The 21,154-nt window shown below is 51.7% G+C and carries 21 protein-coding genes and 4 pseudogenes; 13 read left to right on the forward strand and 12 right to left on the reverse strand.

What is annotated here, in order from left to right:
- Positions 1 to 218 precede the first annotated feature (218 nt).
- Positions 219 to 680 carry a conjugative transfer protein MobI(A/C) gene (gene mobI / locus ASD70_RS04395; RefSeq protein WP_056845761.1) on the reverse strand — a complete coding sequence of 154 codons (462 nt, stop codon included), beginning with the start codon at positions 678 to 680 and terminating at the stop codon, positions 219 to 221.
- 561 nt (positions 681 to 1,241) lie between these two features.
- Between mobI and ASD70_RS04400 the strand changes: the two genes are divergently transcribed.
- Together ASD70_RS04400 and ASD70_RS04405 are read left to right on the forward strand one after the other, a co-directional pair.
- Complete coding sequence (locus ASD70_RS04400; protein WP_056845762.1) at positions 1,242 to 1,439, forward strand: hypothetical protein; 198 nt, start codon at positions 1,242 to 1,244, stop codon at positions 1,437 to 1,439.
- A complete protein-coding gene (locus tag ASD70_RS04405; RefSeq protein WP_056845763.1) occupies positions 1,436 to 1,942 on the forward strand; it encodes a tyrosine-type recombinase/integrase in 507 nt (168 codons plus the stop codon). The genes ASD70_RS04400 and ASD70_RS04405 overlap by 4 nt, the downstream gene beginning before the upstream one ends.
- Positions 1,943 to 2,143: 201 nt before the next feature.
- On the opposite strand, the gene ASD70_RS04410 is transcribed toward ASD70_RS04405, so the two are convergent.
- Entirely contained in the window at positions 2,144 to 2,452 is a 309-nt protein-coding gene (locus ASD70_RS04410) for an AzlD family protein (protein ID WP_032879432.1), read from the reverse strand.
- Complete coding sequence (locus tag ASD70_RS04415; RefSeq protein WP_056845764.1) at positions 2,442 to 3,158, reverse strand: AzlC family ABC transporter permease; 717 nt, start codon at positions 3,156 to 3,158, stop codon at positions 2,442 to 2,444. The genes ASD70_RS04410 and ASD70_RS04415 overlap by 11 nt, the downstream gene beginning before the upstream one ends.
- 182 nt (positions 3,159 to 3,340) lie before the next feature.
- On the opposite strand from ASD70_RS04415, the gene ASD70_RS04420 reads away from it, so the two are divergent.
- On the forward strand, positions 3,341 to 4,207 hold the full coding sequence (locus tag ASD70_RS04420; protein WP_032879430.1) for a LysR family transcriptional regulator: 867 nt from the start codon (positions 3,341 to 3,343) through the stop codon (positions 4,205 to 4,207).
- Between the two features lie 98 nt (positions 4,208 to 4,305).
- Here the strand turns inward: ASD70_RS04420 and ASD70_RS04425 are convergent, their stop codons facing one another.
- Positions 4,306 to 5,160 carry a helix-turn-helix domain-containing protein gene (locus tag ASD70_RS04425; RefSeq protein WP_056845765.1) on the reverse strand — a complete coding sequence of 285 codons (855 nt, stop codon included), beginning with the start codon at positions 5,158 to 5,160 and terminating at the stop codon, positions 4,306 to 4,308.
- Positions 5,161 to 5,317: 157 nt separating this feature from the next.
- On the opposite strand from ASD70_RS04425, the gene ASD70_RS04430 reads away from it, so the two are divergent.
- From ASD70_RS04430 to ASD70_RS04445, 6 genes and pseudogenes are all read left to right on the forward strand, one after another.
- Entirely contained in the window at positions 5,318 to 5,866 is a 549-nt protein-coding gene (locus ASD70_RS04430) for a GNAT family N-acetyltransferase (protein ID WP_032879428.1), read from the forward strand.
- A 148-nt stretch (positions 5,867 to 6,014) separates the two neighbouring features.
- Positions 6,015 to 6,206 (forward strand): annotated as a pseudogene (locus tag ASD70_RS29245) (phosphotransferase); the annotation flags it as partial.
- A 24-nt stretch (positions 6,207 to 6,230) separates the two neighbouring features.
- Positions 6,231 to 6,323 (forward strand): annotated as a pseudogene (locus tag ASD70_RS29900) (IS5/IS1182 family transposase); the annotation flags it as partial.
- A gap of 305 nt (positions 6,324 to 6,628) precedes the next feature.
- Complete coding sequence (locus ASD70_RS04435; RefSeq protein WP_032879426.1) at positions 6,629 to 7,066, forward strand: GNAT family N-acetyltransferase; 438 nt, start codon at positions 6,629 to 6,631, stop codon at positions 7,064 to 7,066.
- 636 nt (positions 7,067 to 7,702) lie between these two features.
- A complete protein-coding gene (gene thiD, locus ASD70_RS04440; protein WP_056845766.1) occupies positions 7,703 to 8,500 on the forward strand; it encodes a bifunctional hydroxymethylpyrimidine kinase/phosphomethylpyrimidine kinase in 798 nt (265 codons plus the stop codon).
- A 189-nt stretch (positions 8,501 to 8,689) separates the two neighbouring features.
- A complete protein-coding gene (locus ASD70_RS04445; protein ID WP_056845767.1) occupies positions 8,690 to 9,259 on the forward strand; it encodes a GNAT family N-acetyltransferase in 570 nt (189 codons plus the stop codon).
- A 204-nt stretch (positions 9,260 to 9,463) separates the two neighbouring features.
- Here the strand turns inward: ASD70_RS04445 and ASD70_RS28115 are convergent.
- Positions 9,464 to 9,790: pseudogene (locus ASD70_RS28115) on the reverse strand (hypothetical protein); the annotation flags it as partial.
- A gap of 139 nt (positions 9,791 to 9,929) precedes the next feature.
- Here ASD70_RS28115 and ASD70_RS04450 point away from each other — a divergent pair.
- Complete coding sequence (locus ASD70_RS04450; protein WP_056845768.1) at positions 9,930 to 10,703, forward strand: aminotransferase class I/II-fold pyridoxal phosphate-dependent enzyme; 774 nt, start codon at positions 9,930 to 9,932, stop codon at positions 10,701 to 10,703.
- On the forward strand, positions 10,664 to 11,626 hold the full coding sequence (locus ASD70_RS04455; protein ID WP_056845769.1) for an AEC family transporter: 963 nt from the start codon (positions 10,664 to 10,666) through the stop codon (positions 11,624 to 11,626). The genes ASD70_RS04450 and ASD70_RS04455 overlap by 40 nt, the downstream gene beginning before the upstream one ends.
- A 717-nt stretch (positions 11,627 to 12,343) precedes the next feature.
- Here the strand turns inward: ASD70_RS04455 and ASD70_RS28120 are convergent.
- The 3 genes and pseudogenes from ASD70_RS28120 to ASD70_RS04465 all read right to left on the reverse strand — a co-directional run bounded on the left by ASD70_RS28120 (position 12,344) and on the right by ASD70_RS04465 (position 14,342).
- Positions 12,344 to 12,793 carry a GNAT family N-acetyltransferase gene (locus ASD70_RS28120; RefSeq protein WP_082561403.1) on the reverse strand — a complete coding sequence of 150 codons (450 nt, stop codon included), beginning with the start codon at positions 12,791 to 12,793 and terminating at the stop codon, positions 12,344 to 12,346.
- Positions 12,794 to 13,034: 241 nt separating this feature from the next.
- A complete protein-coding gene (locus tag ASD70_RS29905; protein WP_236648095.1) occupies positions 13,035 to 13,100 on the reverse strand; it encodes a hypothetical protein in 66 nt (21 codons plus the stop codon).
- Positions 13,101 to 13,519: 419 nt separating this feature from the next.
- Positions 13,520 to 14,342, reverse strand: a pseudogene (locus ASD70_RS04465) (aldehyde dehydrogenase family protein).
- Here ASD70_RS04465 and ASD70_RS29250 point away from each other — a divergent pair.
- Positions 14,341 to 15,015, forward strand: coding sequence for a TIR domain-containing protein (locus ASD70_RS29250; RefSeq protein WP_236708685.1), 675 nt, complete (start codon positions 14,341 to 14,343; stop codon positions 15,013 to 15,015). The pseudogene ASD70_RS04465 and the gene ASD70_RS29250 overlap by 2 nt on opposite strands.
- Positions 15,016 to 15,582: 567 nt before the next feature.
- On the opposite strand, the gene ASD70_RS04480 is transcribed toward ASD70_RS29250, so the two are convergent.
- A complete protein-coding gene (locus tag ASD70_RS04480; RefSeq protein WP_056845771.1) occupies positions 15,583 to 16,653 on the reverse strand; it encodes a hypothetical protein in 1,071 nt (356 codons plus the stop codon).
- A 228-nt stretch (positions 16,654 to 16,881) separates the two neighbouring features.
- Complete coding sequence (locus ASD70_RS04485) at positions 16,882 to 17,619, reverse strand: hypothetical protein (RefSeq protein ID WP_148666880.1); 738 nt, start codon at positions 17,617 to 17,619, stop codon at positions 16,882 to 16,884.
- Positions 17,620 to 18,745: 1,126 nt separating this feature from the next.
- Between ASD70_RS04485 and ASD70_RS04490 the strand changes: the two genes are divergently transcribed.
- Entirely contained in the window at positions 18,746 to 19,063 is a 318-nt protein-coding gene (locus ASD70_RS04490) for a hypothetical protein (RefSeq protein ID WP_056845772.1), read from the forward strand.
- A 55-nt stretch (positions 19,064 to 19,118) separates the two neighbouring features.
- On the opposite strand, the gene ASD70_RS04495 is transcribed toward ASD70_RS04490, so the two are convergent.
- Both ASD70_RS04495 and ASD70_RS04500 read right to left on the reverse strand, forming a co-directional pair.
- A complete protein-coding gene (locus tag ASD70_RS04495) occupies positions 19,119 to 20,078 on the reverse strand; it encodes a DMT family transporter (protein ID WP_056845773.1) in 960 nt (319 codons plus the stop codon).
- Between the two features lie 34 nt (positions 20,079 to 20,112).
- A complete protein-coding gene (locus ASD70_RS04500) occupies positions 20,113 to 21,036 on the reverse strand; it encodes a phytanoyl-CoA dioxygenase family protein (RefSeq protein ID WP_056845774.1) in 924 nt (307 codons plus the stop codon).
- Positions 21,037 to 21,154 lie beyond the last annotated feature (118 nt).

Here is a 21,154-nt window from a genome sequence, read left to right on the forward strand (position 1 = left end):
CCCCCGCCTGCATGGGCCTGCTGGCTGACAACGAGTAGATTTAGCGCCCTACACTGCTTATAGCCCGAACCCGTCGCCTTCCATGATCAAGCGCAGCAATATATCTCGCCATAGTTCACTGCTGATACGAGAAAGCCCCGCCAGACCAAGCTGCACGGGGCTTTCGGGATTTACAATCGGGTCAAATCTTTTCGGCACTGCTTATAGGTACTCAGCCGCTACCCTGCCGAATAGAGGTCGCCATGATTAAGCGCTTGGTATCTAGACAGCTTCTTCTCATAAGCGACCAACGTCCGACGTAGCTGACGATTCTCGCTCGCAACTCTGCGAATCTCAGCAAGCCGCCCCTCAACTTGCAGAACGAGGTGCCGGTATGGGTATTCAACAAACTCAAACGAGGAAGCCGGGTATTTATGTTTGCCATTCCCCTTGGCAATAGTCAGGGGCGCGAATTTGTTTTTTTGTCCCTGCAGCGGCACCAGTTTGCACCAGTAGATCGAATACGCATTCGGGCTCACCTGCTTGATTGATACGCCGGCCACAACAGATTTGACCCCGGTCTTTTTGTACAGTTTCATGGACGCATCCACATAGCTTGCTACCAAGCATCTCGCGTCCGCAAGCAGCTGCTCGTACTGCTGATCCAGCAGGGTGACTATCGTTTGTGCTTCTTTACTCATGGCCAAGGCTCTCCTCGCTGTAAGAGCCAAAATGGTGACCGATCTCTGAGCACCCGGAATTCGATTTCAGACCGTTCTACCGTCGGAAATCTACCGAAAGTGGGTAGTCTGGCTCAGGCTGTCACCCTACCTCGCGCCAGATGATCAACGGATGACGACATGTCAGTCGCAGAAAAACATAACGTGCAAAGGATGCACAATAGATGACGACGGCAGCCTTGACCCTGAGCGGAACAAGATCAACATGTTAGAAGCACATGATAGCGAGCGCGCGCGTATCCCTGCCTGTCTTAACTGGCCGGTTTTTGCCAGTTAAGACAGGCAGAAATCGGCCGATTCTGTTGAAAACAGTCGGCCATCGTTTCCACGGTAGAAAAGTACGTGTCTGAGCTTGAATCTTTGCTTTGAACAGAGGGTTTCGAGTTCAGATTTCGCGTAGATGCGCGCAAAAAAGGCATTTTCAGCAGTCAGTACATACGCAGCCTGGAAGGACCGACTTTTTCAACACAATCGGCCAAAAGGAGCCAGTCAAAGGCGTCTAGGAAATCAGGGGCGATTCACTTGGAACTGCTGGCCGAGTACAAATCACTGCGCGTGGCTCTTGATAGTTGCGCTGAAGAGTTGGCCGCAGAAGTCATCTGCAAGCATGGCGGCCAGAAACTCGAAGACATGCACCCAGTAACTCGCCGCCTTTATGAGCGAGACATGGCGCCGGTTGTTGAGGCACGCGCCGTCCTGGCCAAAGGAGTCACCCCATGACCACGCACCGAATCAAAGACAACGCCGGCCGATGGCACCGCGTGTCGAAGTCAACCGCCAAGTCAGGGAGCTACGTCAGCTTCTACCGTGGCGAGACAATAAACCCCTACAGTGGTCATCGAGAGTTTGTATTCCCAGCAGATAGAAACCCACGAACTCACTGCAACAGCCAGACGGCAAATATGGCCTTGAAACGGATGGGCTTTGAGGGTCGATTAGTGAGTCATGGTATGCGCTCCATGGCCAGCACCATCCTTAACGAACAGGGATGGGATCCTGAACTGATCGAGGTAGCACTTGTACATGTGGACAAAGACGAAGTACGTGGCGCCTACAATCGTGCGGACTACATTGAGAGAAGACGCCCAATGATGACTTGGTGGAGCGAGCATATTCAGCATGCGGCTACCGGGAGCTTGTCGATCTCAGCCGTCCAGGGGACAAGGGGTCTCAAACTAATATCGACCCGGTACCTTCCACTACCAAAATCAGTATCGCTTTAATCGTCGAGCGGTGGAACTCCCTCGGTCTGGATCATTTTCAGTGTCGCTGACAACCACATCTAAAGAATCCATCGGACTGGCAATAGCCCCACCCACGCGAGCGACGCGTCCTGGCACCATCCCTCCGGCCGCCAAACCTGTTCTAAAACTTTTTATTTAGCCTCGACCAATAGCGGATGCTCCGGAAACCAATCAACGAATTCACAGTTGCCGAACCAAGGCGGCTGCGACGATGCCAGCAGCAATAGCTGGCAAAGGCTTTTTGATAATTAGCATGACGACTGCTGTTGTAAGAAGAGCCCACCGTGCACCGTTATCACCTGCAATTGCCAAGGGTGCAAGCAGTGCCACCAAAACAGACCCCGACATAGCGCTGATAAATAGTTGCACGCGGTAGTTGATGGGTACGAAAGACATTACGAAAACGCCGCCCCAGCGCGTTGCGAGAGTGACCACTGCCATTAACAACACAATGATCAGGGTGCCGTAATCTGTGGTTTCAATGTTCATTTTTTTTCTCTATCCACACTGCACCTAACACACCGCCCGCCAGGGCTCCGACTACCACATGACTGTTTTCAGGCAGACACCAATACGCCCAAAGCGAGGAACATGCAGCGACAATCCAGATAATCAACATACGCAGGCTTTTCTGCCCGCCGACAACCATGGCGAGCAGGAAGCACCCCATCACCATGTCCAGCCCCCAACTGACCGGATCATGAATCGCGCTACCGAAATAGATGCCCATCCAACTTCCCAGCGACCATGACGACCAAAGCGCAATACCTCCGCCGAACAGAAGACCTAGTCCTGGCTCACCGCGGCTAAATGCTTGCATCGACATTGCCCAGTTCGCATCGGACACAACCAGCATCACCCCATAGCGTTTCGCGCGAGGCAGTTCGCGTAGCCACGGATACAGAGTGGCGCCCATCAAAAGGTGCCTAGCGTTGATGGCAAATACAGTGATGATGAGAGGAATCAGGGGCACGTGCTCACCCCACAATTTAAGCACCGCAAACTGCGCGGCCCCGGCAAATACCAACGTGCTCATGGCAACAATTGAAATTTCGCCAAGCCCCGTCTGCACTGCAGCAAGACCAAAGGCCACCCCAAAAACAACGACAAAGGAAGAGATGGGCAACAACGTTTTGAAGCCCTCCCAGACGTCGGTGGACTCAAGTCTAGATAACAACCTTTCTGCCGATGACAAAACATAACCTCCGTTGTGCGTGGCGTGCGCGCAATACCCGAGCAAGCACACAGGATGTGCTGAAGCCTTTTCTATAGCCTTCCTGGTATCAGCACTCTGCGAGTACTATCGCCCGGACCTAAAAGCCCGAAAAGCGCATAATCCTCATAAGTCGTATCCGCTAATCGAATACAGAGTTCTCTATGAATCCGCAGAATCTTCAGATTGATTGGCTCAAATGTCTCATCGCGGTTGTCGATACCGGCTCACTTTCCAACGCGGCACCAGAGGTTTATCGCTCCCAATCGGCAGTGAGCATGCAACTCAAAAAGCTTGAAGCTGCGGTCGGTCGGCAATTATTAGTGCGAAACGCCCACCACCTTCATCTGACATCCGATGGCCAGGTCTTTCTTGGGTATGCACGGCGGATACTGGACCTGCACGCAGATGCCCAGACAGCTTTTAGCAAGAACGAACTGGCCGGGCGAATTCGCCTGGGAGTTCCGGACGACTATGCAGCCAAGTACCTGACGCCTGTGCTCAAGCGTTTTGCGCCCCGCCATGGCGCAGTTGAGATTGAACTCGATTGCGAGCAATCCACTTCACTGATCCCCCGAGTTGAAAAAGGTGATCTCGACCTAGCGCTGATATCACGAGACCACTCTCGACGAGGAACCTTGTTGTTCCATGAACCAATGGTCTGGGTGGGATCACCGCAGTTCGATATATGGAGGCGCGATCCACTCCCTATCGCGACATACGAGGAGACCAGTCTAGCCAGGCGCAGCGCTATCAACTCCTTGGCTTTGCAAGGGCGTCAGTACAAGGTGATTTACAATAGTTCAAGCCTGGCTGGCCAATTGGCTGCAGTTGAAAGCGGCTTGGCCGTCGCCGTTTTGACTCGATGCAGTGCACCAGATCATCTTGAAATTCTAGGCGCCGAACACGGGCTCGGCCCGCTTGAGCCGATGGAGGTCTCCGTCTATCGCAGCCGTGCCTCGTTGGCGTCCAAGCCGGTCGATAGTCTGTACAGCATGCTGATCAAGACGCTGAGAATCTCGGCAACTTGAATATTTGGACACTAGCCGTTGAACAGGTAGGCGATAGCAAGCAGGTTCTGCTGCGGTGCATGGTTAGTGCGCCTTTCCTCCTCTATTTCTACCGCAGGTCAGTCATTTTCCGCCTTCTCCCTCTTGTGCTTACGATAACGGGAAAGCGAAATCCCCGTTTGGCGCTTGAAATAGCGACACAAGTAAGATGCGTCGGCGAAGTTCAGTTCGTCGGCCACACGGCCAATAGCCAAGTCACTGTATGAAAGGAGAGCCTTGATTTCCAAGGTTACCTGCCGATCTATCAGGCCCTTGGGAGTGTCATTGAAAAACGCTTTGGTCAACTGCGACAGGTAGAACGGCGTGATACTCAGTGCGTCGGCGTAGAACTTCACATCTCGGTGGCGGATGCAGTGTTTGCCTATCAATTCCCAGAAGCGCCAACTGAGCATTTCCTTCCTGCTGAATCCCTTGTTCTCTATTTGGTAGGCTGGAAGTTGCTCGGCTATTTTTAAAAAGAGGTTCTGCAGTTGATTACGCAACATGATGCGTTGGTAGGTGGGGCAGGTCTGCGCAATGTTCCGCATCTGCGTCACCCACCCCTCTATCAGCGGCATGTCGTCCTTGGATGGGACGCAATGAGGATGGTCATGCAGAAATACGAACAAGGTATTTGGCAGTGGGTAGGCAACCTCCGCTGCAAAGTTTTTCGGCATAAGGCAGAAAAACACCTTGAAGCGGCGCGAGCGACGTTTGAGCAAGGCAATCGTGTCTTCAGCCAGCAGCATCACACCACCGCGCCTGACCGCATGCTCTTTGAAGTTTAGAGTGAAGTGGGCACTACCGCAGAGGCATACCAGCAGCGTCAAGTAAGCATGACCGAAGGAGAGCGGTAAACCTAGCCCTTGCGCGAGCGTGGTTTCTCCCATCCGCATCGAATCGTCAGGAACAAGAAGTTTCGGAATGTGATGCATAGTGCCCCAGCTCTACAACAACCAAAGGCCACCATCGTATCACCGCTTGGCGCGATTGTTTCTAAAAGTACCGAAGAAGCCGAGGTACTGGCGTGTACCGATGATCTGTCTCCCAATACTCTATCTCGAACGCACCAATCCACTACGAGTACAGGATATGACACTTGTAACAGAACGACTCTCGCTGCGCCCCTGGCTGGACACAGACGCCGCCGATCTATACGAATATGCCAAAGACGCCCGAGTTGGTCCCATCGCTGGCTGGCCCCCGCACACCAGTGTGGAGAACAGTGCCGACATCATCCGCACAGTCTTCAATCACCCAGAGGTGTACGCGGTCGAATTGAAGGAAAATCGCCGTGCTGTTGGTTGTGTGGGCATTCTCATAGGTAGCAACAGCAATTTTGAAATCAGTGAGCAGGAAGGGGAAATAGCCTACTGGATCGGCGTGCCTTACTGGGGCAAAGGCCTGATTCCGGAAGCAGTGCGTGAAGTGATGCGACACGCTTTTGAAAACCTGAACCTCAAAGCACTTTGGTGTGGTTACTTCGCCGACAACATCCAATCCCATGCTGCTCAATCGAAGTGTGGCTTTCGATTTCATCACACCGAAGAAAACAAATATAACCAGTTCCTCGAAGACTATCGGACAGAACACATCAGCCGCATCACCTACCAAGAATGGCTGGAACATACGAAAGAGTAAGGGCGCAAAGTAAACATACCGGCATGAGGAGGCAGCGACCGGCGGACGCAGTCTGGTTACAATGTATACCGCACGAACGCCGGAGAGGGGTGCAAACCTTACTTGGGGCTGTACGGAGAACTAGCCGGATTTCCCTTCCGCCGTAGCACTGCCGCGAACTACAACGGCTCATGGAGACCTATGTGACACCAATGTCTTCGTTGACGCCCATGACCAGTTGCATTTCATCGATCTGGGGCGGGGCGGTATCGCGGATCGCTGGCTGGACATCGCGTTTGCTCATCGAAACCTGCGCGAAGATATTTCGGACAATGCAGCAAACAACTTTCTTCGGGGGCTTGGCGAGCCCGACCAGTCTGCGAAGCGTGTGTATTTCGAGCAGTTGATCGATCTGGACACCTGGATGGTCGACTCCACCGCGGTAAACGCAACCCGAGCCTCTTCCGGCGCCGGGAAACTGTCACCGGTGGCTTGACGCTGGTTTTCTCTGCTGGCCTTTAGTGTTAAAGGCCACACTCCATTTGTTTCAGAAACGCCGCACCCCTACAGAATTCACAAACACATAAGAGCGACGTTCTTCAGGGTGGAAGTTATTTCATAGTCTGTCCCCTCGAACAAACTTTCACAAAGCATTTCTTGATAGCTCCAGCCAGTTACCATTCAATACTTCCAGCAGTCAGTCGCAACTCAGGCACTCTACACACCAATAAACACCCATAACAGTAAATTGAGCCCGATCATCACCAAAATGCAGGATACTCTATGGAAATCTCACTCACCCAAATAACGCAACAAAACTATGAGGCAATTTGCGAGCTGGAGGTCACTGAAGAGCAGGAGGACTACGTGTCCAGTAATACTTGGTCGCTCGTTGAGGCTGCATACAACCCGGGTTACTTCACACGCGCCATCATTGCAGATGAAGAGCCAGTAGGTTTTTTTATGTGGGTGCAGGAATCCGAAGAAAAAGTCTCTATCTGGCGCTTTATGGTGGACAAAGAACATCAGCAGAAATCCATCGGTAGAGTCGCGCTGGGTCTCGCCCTACGTGAAATAAAACAGATCAAAAACTTGAAAGAAATTGAAATTTGCTATAATCCCAACAACGTCGTAGCTAAAGGGTTTTATTCCAGTTTCGGGTTTGTCGAGGTTGGCATGGATGCAGACGGCGAAGATATGCTGGCGAGGATCATAATTTGAACTTCGCCAAATACAACCCGAGCTGCACAATAGCTCTAATTACCTTCAGCTCTCCCTGAATTCAGAAGTGCGAGCCTTCTGGCATCGTTTGCAGGCTATTGTCGTCCTGAACAATGCCCCGATATCTTCAAATTTTAACATCAGCTGCGGCGCAACTCGAGGCCGCAGCTGTTAGGCGATCGGGCCGCCCGGCTTGCAACTTGCGCATCGCCCTGGTCTTTACTCCATTGCAGCCTGGAGGATCATATGAGATTCTCGGAATCCGTGCTCTTTGGGGCGAATAGTTCGCGAGTAACGAGAGGTCCTTCAAAGCACAAGAAAAACTCGGGCTCCTCAATCAACTCACTGAGGAAATAAATTCTTGGAGATTACAGAACCGAGCATATCAGTCGAATGACCAAGGAAGAATGACTTGCACTGGAAGTAACCACTACTCGACCGACTATGGCATTAAATTAAAGCCGTGATAGTCGCTCCTTAGGACCTGCTTGGGGCGGAGGAATATGCAAAGTGCACACGGATACTCCGAAGCCATACTCATTCTCCCTCGACACACGGGACTCTTCAAAGCGGATTTTCTGCAGAAGATTCGCCCGACGCTGCGAGGATAAAAGCATTAGCGGCGGAGGAAACTCAATGATTCCCAACGTTCTGAGCATCGCGGGTACGGACCCAACCGGCGGCGCAGGCATTCAAGCTGACTTGAAGACGTTTTCTGCGCTTGGCGCCTACGGAATGAGCGTAATAACTGCAGTTGTGTCGCAGAACACGCAAGGAGTTCGTAGCTTCGTTGCACTGGAGCCAGAATTCGTAGCCGACCAAATCGAGGCTGTGTTCGACGACGTGCGGGTGGACGCGGTCAAAATCGGCATGATTGCCAACGCAGCCATTGCCGACGCGATCGCTACCCGACTAGAGCGACATGCTAACTGCCCCATAGTCTTGGATCCCGTCATGGTCGCCACCAGTGGACACCGCCTGCTTCCTCCAGATGCAGTTTCTATCGTTCGTGAACGGCTGATTCCACTTTGCACGTTGATCACCCCCAACTTGCTCGAAGCAGGCGACCTACTCGACTCACCCCACCCCACATCTATAGAAGAGATGCATACGACGTTGGAGGGGCTTCATCAGTTGGGTTCAAGCTGGGTATTACTCAAGGGCGGCCATTTAGACGGTCAACACAGTATTGATCTACTCCACGGTAATGGAGAAACCTGCACCTTGGCCGCACCGCGAGTGCTTACATGCAATTCACATGGTACCGGCTGCACTCTATCTGCTGCGATCACGGCGTTTCTACCATCAATGGATATGCTGTGCGCAGTGAAACTGGCAAAGAATTACCTAACGCATGCACTGGCGGCAGCCGACCGGTTGCAAATTGGGACCGGCCATGGGCCAGTTCATCACTTCCATGCAATTTGGAAGTAGATGGTTCCGTAGCCCAGATAGCTCGGTAGCACACTCCCACCCGCATAGCAGTGATACATAACGCCCGTATACACTCTACTGCCACCAGGAGTTCACTTGAGATAGCTCTTTGGCCGACTCGCTCACCTGATCGGCCGATTCGAATGGCGCTAAGAGTCATGTGTAGCCCAATTGTCGCGAGAAGTAGAAATGATCGAGCAAAATAAATTTGTTAAAACCCTTGAGAAAGACTTTACAACAGCCGTCCCTATCTCTGATGGAGTAGTGACTATCCGGCTTATGTCCAATCTCGATGCAGATGCCTATGCAACCGGAGCAGACGACGCTCTAGTCAAGCGTTTCGCTCACCTTCCGCTGGGAAAATATACACCACAGGTTGTTCGCGACATGATCCGAGGCGTAATCGCGGACGGGTTGCGCGATAGAACACTGGCAGTTTTAGCGATCGCCGACACACGATCAGACTCCTTTCTTGGGAGTTTAGTAATCTTTGATATAAAGAAGGATGAAGCAGAGATTGGCTATTGGGTTGCACCTACGCATAGAGGTCATGGTGTATCCAGGCGAGCTCTCATTCTGAGCACAGAGATTGCGCGCATTTTGGGTTTAAAAAAACTGCGCGCTCGCACTGTTAGAGAAAACCCTGCATCAGAGAAAAGCCTTATCAAAGCTGGATTCTCTCAAGTCAGCGAGCCACAGCTTGAGGAAACACCATCTGGAAAACTTGAGATGGGCATATGTTATTGCCTTGAAGTATGAAATATCAGCCAACCCACCGAAGTCTGTGTGCGTGATCAACTGCCGCGTACGACTCCAGACTGAACCCCATGCCGTAATCCAGCATCGCGTAGCGCGCCAGCATCATGCGCTGCCCTCGGCTCTCGGCCAGCCCCTGTTTGGCGAGCAAGTGAGCGCGCTGCTGCATTGCCTACTTGGCCTCGCCACCTCATCATCGAGTGCGAAGCCGCACTCAAGGTCGCCCAGGAAAAAGTAGACTGCCGTTGCGATCCCGGCGATATGATCGAAACCTTGAAACGCACCATTAGGTGTCACCGAGACGGCAGTTGCGATACCAACCCCCGCGAGCCACATTGGGGGAATAAAGCCCAGTACCGAAGTCGGCACCAGAACTTCGCCCACGCAGTGCAAGAGCGCTCCTGCCAGCAGACACCCCATTCCCATCCGCAGCGTGTTCAGGATTCCCCAGCAGGTAATCAGTCGCTTCATGATTCTTGCGGTAGCCATCATCGCGAAAGCTACTGTCGCAAATAGCAAGCTGAACTGAAGCTGTTACAACGGTCGCGGTAGGGACGGCAGTTACCTGCCGCCCCCCCCGCACAGATCCGTACATGCGGAACTACCGCATACGGCTCCTGCCTCGGGTATTGTCCCGGCCCTTTACTGGGCCAGCTATCCAGGGATGATTAAGATGTGCGGTGCCCAACCGATCATCCTTCCGACCGCCGCTTCGGAAGGATTCCGATTGACAGCGGAGCACTTGGCAGCAGGTTTCCGCCTGGCAAAATCGCCCAAGTGGGTGATTCTCAATGCACCTGGTAATCCGTCCGGTTCACTGTACTCCGAAACCGATTTGCAAGCATTGGCTGAAGTTCTGCGCCAGTACCCAGAGGTGATGATACTGTCTGACGATATCTACGCAGAAATCCGATTCAATCAAGAGCCTTATCAGACATTAGCGTCGGTAGCACCAGACCTAGCAGAACGTATCCTTATCGTCGACGGTGTATCCAAAGCATACGCCATGACAGGTTGGCGCGTAGGATGGGGTTGCGGGTCGAGATCGCTGATTTCGGCAATGACTACAGTGCAATCTCAAAACTGTACGCAGACCAGTACCTTGAGCCAGCTCGCTGCGGTCGCTGCGCTTGAGGGGCCACGAGATTTTCTTGCTGAGCGCAATGCGATCTATCGTCAGCGCCGAGATGCCGCACTTCATGTTCTCCAGGCGAGCGATAAAATGGAAGTATCGCGCCCGGAGGGTGCGTTCTATCTACTTCCTCAGATCAAAACGAGTATTGACGATCAATCGCTCGCACTTGATCTGCTCGAAGTCGGTGTTGCAACGGTTGCCGGAAGTGCTTTTGGTCTGCCTAGGCATCTGCGCCTTTCCTTCGCCACCGACGAAGCTACCTTAGTTGAAGGATGTACGCGGTTGGTTCGTGCGCTAGAGGCGTACTCGTGACTGCCGAACTTTTGATTGCACTCACGCCTATTGCCCTGCTGATTGTCATGGGCGCCGGGCTCAAGCGCAGTCAGTTTTTTGAAGACACCTTCTGGGCACAGGCAGAACGCCTAGGCTACTACGTTCTCCTGCCCGCGCTGTTTTTGCATGGTCTGGCGACCGCCAAGTTGGACAACGTGCCAGTCCAAGGGATGATCATGGCGCTTGTACTCTCGACGGTCATGGTCGCAGTGCTGATGGTCGGCGCCCGTAGGATTATTAAAGGTAACGACGCGGCGTTCACTTCCGTCTTCCAAGAAGGGCTGCGGTATAACAATTATGTGGGTGTCTCGGTGGTGGCCGGCTTGTTCGGTGCCCAGGGGATCGCTCTGGCTGCCGTAGCCAATGCGGCCATAGTGCCGACAGTGAATATTTTGTGTGTCCTGGTGTTCGCGCGCTACGGCACAGGAGGCAAGATGTCTGCGGGCAAGGTTGCCAAGCTGTTGGCACTTAACCCTTTGGTACTCGCTTGCTTCGGGGGAATACTGCTTCAGACTCTAGGATTAGGCCTGCCTGCTGGCATCGAGCCGGTTATCAAGGCATTAGGGCAAGCGTCCTTACCACTGGGCCTGCTTTGCGTAGGGGCAGCCCTTGAGCTGGGCTCAGTGCAGAGTTGGATTCGCCCCGTGGCGTATTCATCGGTGGTCAAGTTCATGATTATGCCGCTGACCACGCTGTGTGCATGTCATTTATTTGGATTGGACGGCAGAGCAGCAATCGCGGCGTTGCTTTTCCAGGCACTGCCTACAGCTTCTTCGTCCTACATCATGGCGCGACAGTTAGGCGGGGACGCACCTCTTATGGCGGGGATAATTGCCAGTCAAACCTTACTTGCAGCACTGGCACTACCAATAGCAGTGATCGTTTTGATTCCTTGGATTTGATGATCATGATCCATCATCAGTCGGGAAGGCTGGATTTGATGCGAAAACTCGTCTACAAATTTAACGCGCCCTATAAATTTGTACGCATGAGTCGGAGTGGTCGCGGTGAAGAGATAGCCATTTGCTAATGGCATCGGCATCCTGACATTGAACGGAAAAAAGCCTACTCAACACAGACTGATACCACCCTCTCGGATGCCAGAGCAGCAAAATTGTGTTCACTGGACGTTTACGTTCTACCTGAATTCGAGGGGCGCGGGTTGGGGGGCGGGCTAATGGATAAAGCAGAGACTAGCCAAGCGAGTGGCTTCTATAAAGCCCTCGGCTGACAGCCCGTGGAGCACTTACCAGAAGGTGATGTTTAGTTTGAAAAGTGCTAGAAATAATTGTTAAAAATTTTGCTGACTAGAGGATTACGCTTAGGTGCGCATCCGCTTGATAACGCAAGATGTGTTCGTCGAATGGTTAAGATGCTGAGACGTCCACCATTTGATATGCAGATTAAGTCGTTGTTCTGCAGCGTGGTCGCGTCGTTAAGAACAAGAACGCATACGGAATTGAAGAGCCTGAACGGTGTTTATGCTGCGCTTACAAAATCGAGGCTTTGAGCCACTCCTTCAAACGCTCACTAGCGTCCTTGTTTTCGTACGACTCTCGCCTCGCAAAGAAACATCCGCGAAAATTTGTAGTACGGGCCCTTGCCGGCCCCATACCTATCTATTGACGCAACTGCAGGGTCATATCCCAACAATCCATGCCTGGTCCATGACCATCAGGCGTGACCTTTACAGGAACGAAACCGAATCTGCCATAGAAGCGTTGTGTGTGTTGACTCGTACTTATACACACCATTTTGATTGACGGCAGAGCTCGTATTGCCGAGAGTCGGGCCTCAATCAATGCGCGCCCCAAACCTTGGCCATGTAGTTTTTGGTCGACCATTCCCCAGCAAAGACTAGCCACACCATCGCCGTGCCCAAGAGCATACCCCCCACAAGCGAGGATCTTCTCGCACCGCTCAACGACGTAGAATGTTTGACTCGAAGTGCGCAGAAAATCACAGAATGCTGTGCGCTCTGTTGCGTCGAAGAAATCTGGTGTGTTGCCATCAAACAGACGCAGGCACTCATCAAAGTCACTTAACTGATAGAGACGTATTTTTGTCATAGCTTTACTCTCTCAAAGATTTACGGGAATAAAAGACAAGATCTCCGTGCTTCGCCTTCATCGCACGATAGTATGGTGCATTGCTTCAAGATGTCCTTTGCTAATCGCTCAACAACTACCATGGCATCGGGCTCATCGGCAAGCTGGGCGAAACGCTCACTCATTTCGCGCCGATCGTGCTCCGCAATGGCCTCAATCATTGCCTGTTTATTGGGAAAATAATGAAACAGGTTGCCAGGACTCATCCTTCAGCGGCACAGATCTCATTGGTCGACGTGCCGCGAAAGCCTTTTTCGGAAAAGCACATGACGGCAGCTTCGAGGATATGGCGCAGCTTTGCCTGATGCTACTCAGAATCAACCTTTCTCATCTCCTCTCCCCAGAAGCAGGTGTAGATTTGCGCCGTGTTAATTAGATTGACTACTTAGTCTAACTGCATAATAAACTCAAGCACAGTCAAGCAACAAAAAAACGCAGAAGCCGCAAAATAACCACAGATCACTGCAAGTGCTGAGCCACAAGTCACAAACACTTCTGTTCCGATAGCTCCGACACCAAATATCTTATTGTTCACTGAGGTGGGTTGAAGACTTTCGGAGAAAAATGTAATTCCTTTCCCCATATTCATCTCAGCGCTACACCGTCGTCTCAACAAGTAACACCCATGAAGAATTTGAAAACTCAAAACCACCCAACTTTCGTGGACTGAGCGGTCTTGGGCTGTCTTCAAATGCCTATCTGACTGATCAACTTCGTCGTCAAGTAAGCCTCAAGGCCTTCTGTTCCACCTCCGCTACCATGACCACTCGCCCTGACTCCACCAAACGGAGTTTCCGGCAAGGCTAGGCCAAAGTGGTTGATCGAGACCATTCGTGCCTGTAAGCGATTACCCAACTCGGTCGCCGTTTTCAACGACTTGGTGAACCCGAACGCTGCCAGCCCATACTCCAGGCTGTTAGCTTGGGCAATGACGCTATCCAGATCAGTGAAGCGCAGTAACGGTGCCACAGGACCGAAAGGCTGCTCGTTGAGGAGTCGTGCCTGTTGCGGTACATCGACCAATACTGTCGGTTCGAAAAAATGGCCCTTGTCACCAATGCGCTTCCCTCCCGTTAACGTTCCCCCCCCCAGCTCTGCTGCGTCAGCCAGCAACTCCTGAACCATCATCAAACACCGAGCGTTGGCCAACGGTCTCATCTGACTGGTTGGAGCGAATCCGTCACCTATCTTGAGCTGGTCTGCTAACTCGGTAAATCTTTGAGCGAAAGCGGCGAATACTGTTTCATGCACGTAGAAACGCGAGGGCGAGGCACATACCTGCCCGGCGTTGCGAAAAAGCCAAAGTGGCAGCGCCCTCAATATCGGCATCCTCACACACGATAAACGGTGCATGCCCCCCTAACTCCATCGTTGTCAATTTCAAGTGAGACGCAGCCAGAGCACCAAGCTGTCGGCCTATGGCCGTCGAGCCGGTGAAGGACACCCTACGGATAATCGGGGACCTGATCTGGTAATCGGAGACGTAAGCAGGGTTAGGCACACGTTTCATGCTGTCCGAGGAAGCGTTCCTGCATCCTGCCTATAAGCAAAAAGTACTCGACGCCGACACTGGCGACACCGTCCTGGTCGGACGTGGAGCGTTACCGGTACGCAGCGTGCGCAACGCTTTTACCGAACGAGTTGAACAGGCCGAGCGCGACGGCATGCCACAGGCTGCGCCCGACGCCGACGCTTCACTGCTGGCTTCTGCCAGTTTGAAGCAAGCCTCATTCGACGGCGATGTCAGCGACGGCAAAGTGGAAGCGGGGCAATGTGCAGGGCTGATCCATCAACTACTGCTAGCCGCCGAAATCATGAACTCACTCATCGAAGAACTCGAACAGGCCCTTGGCCATGATGAAGGCGCACGTGAGACCGTGGCTCGATTTTTGATGCAGCTGGGCTTTGAGCCGATCATTTTGCACGAGCAAGCCAATCAGGGCCGTACGGTCATGGAGAAGGTCGAAGCACATGGACAAGTGGATTTTGCCGTGGTGCTGCTGACGCCGGACGACGAGGGTTGTGCCAAAGGAGGCAAGCCGGAGCCGCGAGCCCGGCAGAACGTCCTGCTGGAGTTGGGCTATTTTCTGGGCCGTTTAGGCCGCGCCAAGGTCTGTGCGTTGAAACGCGGCACTCTGGAGATTCCTAGTGATTTTGCTGGTGTGGGAGCCCATGGAAGGTAATAGCTGGAAACAAGCCTTGGGCCGTGAGCTTGAAGCCGCCGGTCATGAGATCGATTGGAACAAGGTCATGCGGGGGTAAGCCAGCTTCTAATTTCTTCCTTGTCAGCCTTCCATTGATGAGCGGCAAGCAAACCTGTTTGGTGACCGCTTACGGCCAAAAGCGGACCTTCACGACTGGAGAAAACAACTCGAAGTCAACCTAGACACAGTAGTGAAGACTTCGTACGCTCCGTGCAGGCGTTCTCTTTGGATGTGGCTTGGTTCTAGCCCCCATATGTGTAGACATACCAAAGCTCAATGGAGTGAATATGTGGCAATCCCTTGGATATACCGGAGTTCACAAAAATCCGAATGGCACATAGGTATGTGGTTAGCAGTTTATCAATGCACTTCGCTTATAAGCTACCGAAAATAGGTGGCATGAATGTGCCGATGGTAAGTGCATCATGATGCGCAACGCCGGGTAATGAGTTTTTCTGCATAGGAAATTTCTACCTGTAATAGATTGCTGGTGCCAACTCAGGGTAGGTACCAGCTTTTATTTCACTGGTGTACTTTAAATGGTGTCTAGGATAATTCAAGTTCGCTGAATTTTAGACGGATTCCCTGTTCAATGTCAGTGATGAGCCTGCCTAACACCAGCTTCAGGTTGATACCAGCTTCAATATAAGTGGCATCGTGACTTTTCCTCATTAAAACATTGTCAATGTAAAAACAAAGTTCCCCATCACTAATGTAGCCGTTTTCTGAGTCGGTAGTGATAACCTTATCGATCCCAAGTTCTTTTTCGATTTCGAATGTGTAGTTTTTTTTATCTGTGTGAAGCACCTTTAGGTTTTTTCTGAGTCTTTCAAAGTCCATTTCTACAACGCTTTTTAATATTCCAGGCTTTAAAAAAATTTTGCTTGCATTCGTGAATTTGAAATACAAAAAACCTCTAAGCTCGCCCGCGAGCTTCTCTATTTTTGGTTTCACGTAAGGAATTATGTTGTGTTTTAGGCAGTTGTTTATATCCAGAAAAATATTGTACTTCACACCGTGAGAGAAGTGTTCGTTGCAATAAAATCGATACATATATTCATGATATTTCAGCGCCAGGCTTGGAATTGAGAAGGAATCATCGCAATAATCAAAGTTGAAATTTTGTGTTCTATCCATCATTCCTGTATCTTTCAGATGGCTGGCGATTGCGTTTCCGAAAAATATTGGCCAGTAATCATTTCCAGTTAATTTGCTTGGGTCTTGTTGGCTGACTTCTATGATCCTGACTCTTGTGTCGTTTCTAATGTGCTCCATCGAAGCTATTTTTTCGTTTTTCCCTTTCGAAGGGTAGGTTTTCCGAAGATTGTAATTGTTCAGCGGTCTGTACTGAACTTTTGTAATGTGGTGTTCGGTTATTCCCATTTTCAAAAAACAGTAAATGTAGTAATAGTCAATCAAAGACGCCATCGAGTTCATGATCGAGTCGGTTAATGCCTGATTGATGTTTATATTTTCAATATCTGGTGATTTTTTATTTGCGACCTCTTCCAGAAGCCTTCTGATTGTCTTCTCTCTTAAGCTCCAGAACATTGAAAGTTTTTTTATTTGATATTCAATGTTTTCCCTTATTTGGTTGGCGTAGTCATGTGTCTCCAAGAGGTTTCTCCAAATGAGTAAATTTTGGTTGGCGTTTAAGTTCTAGTTAGGCTTGGTATTTTTGTGATCAAATGTTTCGACAGGTTTGCAAAACGCTATGAGGCTATGCCCGCTTTTGGTCGTTTTCTGCCTGAGGTGACCGGCTGTAAACGCCCCATAGAGGAAGTTTGAAATTAAGCTAGTGAGCAGCCCCAGGGTTAGCTTCGATCTGCCTAGCGCATAGTTAGATTAATAGGGTTCATCTTCTAGCTCGGAGACAATAATTGATTTCTCATCAAAGCCGTGATTAATGCATATTTCCTTTACTAGCTGCTTGAACCATTTTGGCGACATTGGCGCAACACATATGCTATGGATGAGGTCCGTAGGGTTTACCTCGACGGGAATCCCAAACTTTTCGTTTATCGCTGAGTAATCGTGCATGCTACCCTTGCCATCAGGGGTGGCCTTACTGGAGGCTTTGTTATCTTGGATTAGAGCCCTAAGTTCCCTCTCATGTGAGAATGAATTTCTCTTTATCATGTGAGGGTTGAATGCGTTATACAAATCAATCACATCGTTTTTGTAATCGATATAATTCAACTCGCCGATAAAGCATTCGTTCGGCATTAACATGTGTAGTTTTTCGTAAGTTGTTTGAATTGCTATAGCCTCATTCGTCTGCGCATAGAGCTTCCACATGGCGGCGGATTCATGATTTGATATGTACCAGCAGTTTACATATGTGAACTGCCTCATATGATTAATTAATTTCTCCATAATTCCCCACGAACTCCCCCGCATTTGTTGTAGGTTTTTTAATGGGTATCTTCCTTCAAATGGATCTTCGAATTTATCACTTCGATTGAACCACAAGCTCCGCGTGGTTAAAAGATGCATGAATTTCGTGAAATCCATGTATCGCCAAATTTTTTGATTTCTGTCTATAGTCAGGGGAAAACTTGGATGATTTTCTGTAGATGGCATGATGTTTCTTAATTTCCAAGGAGAAAAAGGTAGGGGAGAGAAAATAAATCTGTCCTCTTTTGCCTCAGGCTAGCCATTTGCCATCAATGTGTCCACCGTCCTCTTTTGGCCGATTGCTGCCTTCCACAGCACGATCACCGGTCAGCAATCAACAAACCAGTTGTAAAAATGGTATCCCGCGGTAACCGACACAGCACATGTGCCAAGCGTCAATAGAGACCACTGTCCTTCGACACCAAGCCACCACTGCACCTTGAACAGAAGAGCCCCCACCAATACGCAGGCCAGAACACCAAGAGCTAGGCCTACCAACGCGAACAGTCGAGCCCCTAACGCTGGATTTCCGCCGTGCCAGTTCTCACTCAGGCAAAAGGGGCAATGATTGAACGAAGGCGAATACCCCCAGAAACCACGGCTATATGACGCTCTCGGAACCATCGCTTTGCCACAGTTGTGGCAGGTAACCATCGAGTGTCTCATACCGCACCTCAGCTCAAATCGTCTTAGATGAGCCCATGGTGCGCTGCCGCTGAAAAAACCCATCTGCGTGACCTGACATCTACCCAGCAACCGGTCTGAGCTGGGCATCAAACCCTTCTGGCCAGCTAACCGAGGTTGTGCTGTACACGACCGACTCTATTAAATGCTCCCGGTGGTTGACTGGCCTCGCCCGGTCGCTAACGAGATTCAGGACGCCAGTTCAACTCCTTAAATAGCCGCTCATCGGAAATATATGCACGGGGGCACTTATGGGGGCATTTAATAATGAACTTTTAAATAAATCCATTTAAAACAATATCTTATGTATAAATCTTTAATCCCCCCGGCTCCACCAATCGACACACCAGAGAAGCCCGCCCAGTGCGGGTTTTTCTGCATCTGAAGCATGACAAGTGGGTATCGGTTGACGCGGACTCTCGCAAGACTCAGCCGCTTTTCAGCAACACCCTCTACGGCGTCCAGCCAAACGAAAGCAATGCCCACCCCCCCCCAGCCCATCGTAAGCCAGACAGCCAACGTGGCCCTGAAACGAATGGGCTTTCATGTCCGGCTATTGAACGTGACAACCCATCAAACCACGGGTAACTATCATGGACCTAAGCCCCGGTAAACGAGGAAACACTCAATGGACCCTTCCACACTGCAATCACTCAAGCTTGGCATCATCTCAGCCACCGGTCTCTCGAGGGACGCCCTGCATATCTATGTAGGTCTGGGTTTGCTGATCGCTACCAGCTGCATCACTCGAAAATCCTTGGGCTCACTCAGCAGTTGGTTGGTGGTGTTGGCGGGGGCGAGCCTCATCGAGTTGTTCGATCTTATGGATGATAAGGCGAGCTTGGGATACTGGCGGTGGGGCGCGAGCCTCCATGACATTGTCAATACACTGTTCTGGCCAACGGTGCTGGTCGTGGCCTATCGTTTCAGGTTGATTAAATTCTGATCAACGCTGTTGTTCAGCTATCGCCATACCCCGCCGCACCCGCCAGCTCGATCACTCAAGTCTGCACCTTCACCCCTTCGCGATTACCTTGAGCCATCACCCTTACCGCAATCGAAGCACCTGCCAGCAGCCCAACGATGCCCAGAACCTCAAGGCCGGTAGGCAAGCGCTGCTCGGCGATCAGCCCAAAGGCGACTGCGAATATGGTTTCCACTGAAATAAGCTGCCCGGACAGGGCCATCGGTAGCCGCTGGCTGGCAAAGTTCCAGGCCCATGCGCCGCCAACGGAGGCAACACAGGCCAGCGCCGCTGCGGCAGCCAGCACCGGCAGGGTGTTGCCCAAGTGCAGGTCCAGGTGCGGATAGGTGTACAGGTCCAGTACCAGCCCGAACGGCACGAACACAACCACGCTCAGACCGGCGCCGACCATCATCAGGCCGGTCCATAGGCCTGCGTGTACCCTGGGGATTTTCGCCAGCATCTTCTGGTTGAGTATGCTGAACATCAGCCAAGTCAGCACCGCCCCCACGGCGTAGCTGACTGCGGCCAGGTAGGAGGTCAGGTCATTGTCTAAAACCCCGACCAAGGTGCCATAGTTCGCCGCGACCAACCCGCAAACCGCCAGCATGATGGGAACAGCGAGGCTGCTCCAGGTGGTGGTGCGCTCGATCATATTGCCCGCCACCGCGATGATGACCGGTGTAGCGCTCAGGAATGCCGGGGCGATGATAGCGCCGCCATTGAGCACGCTGCCCATGATGCAACCGATGTACACCGCGTAGCCAAGCACGCCCAGCAGCCCGGCGTTGAGGATTGAGCGCCTGGTTAAAACGGGGTCGCCAGGCCAATAGATGCGCAGCATTACCAGGCCGATGCCGCCGGATACGATGAACCGCAGAGTGATGAAGTCAATCGGACCGAGCGCGCCCATCATGTAGGGCGACAGAAAATTAAGCGCCCAGCTGAAAGTAGCAAATACCGCAGCTGCCACCCCCAGCACGTAGGATCTGGACATTAGCGCTCCTCAGCAGGCGATTTTTCCGAGAACATCAGATGACAGGGCCGCAATACGTGGAAGTGCGAATTTCCTCGCCGTCATTGATGTCGGTAAATTGCGAACCATAGGCGGTCTGGGTCGGCCTGCCCCAGTTGACCCCCATCCCTACGCCGCCACCGCTTTCAGACTCGCCTTCGAACATCGTTTTGCCCAATCGTGAACGCCAATCGAGAAAACGCATGGTCACCGCCAGGCGAGTCGCGAGCGGTCCTGGCAAGAGCGGTTCAGAGCGGTGCCACATCGATTTGGTGAACAGCAGTACGTCGCCCAATGCAAAATCGTCCTGGGTTTTATACGTTTCAAACAGGTCGGTGAGCAGGCTGGGGGTTTGGAACACCGCTCTCAAATGCGCGGAAAAATCCTCCACGGCAACGCCGGCATCCATCCTTTTGGAAATCAGGCTGGCCATCTGGAAATTCGCTTTTGCGCTATAGATGTCTTCGGCTAAATAAGCCATGCCCCCGCGCTGGCCTGAATTGTCGATAGGGTCCAACGGGATCCACACGCTGAAGGCGGCGTCCTGAGGGCGGATGTACCTGAAACTCAGGGAATCGTAGTGCCAGGCAAAACCTTCTTTATGCGGGGTAAGCTCGAAACTCTGGGACTCGGTCATGATCAGCGGATGCCCGATTAACGTCACCAAGGCCGTCCTGAAAGCGATTGAGGAGTAGATGTTTTTCACCGCGTCGGTTGTCCCCAGATCGTAGGTCAACCGGCTGAAAGAATCCCCATAGGCGGACTGCGACTCCCGAGCTGAGATCACTTTTGAACGCGCCGCCTGCTTCAAGGATTGAATGGCGTGCTCAGATAAGAAGTCTTTGAGTTTGATAAACCCCTGGCGACGAAATGCTTCGATTTCATCGCTGCTGAACGAGAGGTTGTTAACAAGAGACAGGTCCTTTTCTTGTGATTGCATCAGCGTGGCCTCCTTTATGCCAGCGTTTGAACTCAAGCATGCAATAGGTGGGCGCTGGTGACTTGAACCTAGACGACTGTTTTGCGCACTGAGGCGACATTGGATGCTGGGTTGCCAG

The sequence above is a fragment of the Pseudomonas sp. Root569 genome (assembly GCF_001427465.1).
Lineage (GTDB): Bacteria > Pseudomonadota > Gammaproteobacteria > Pseudomonadales > Pseudomonadaceae > Aquipseudomonas > Aquipseudomonas synxantha.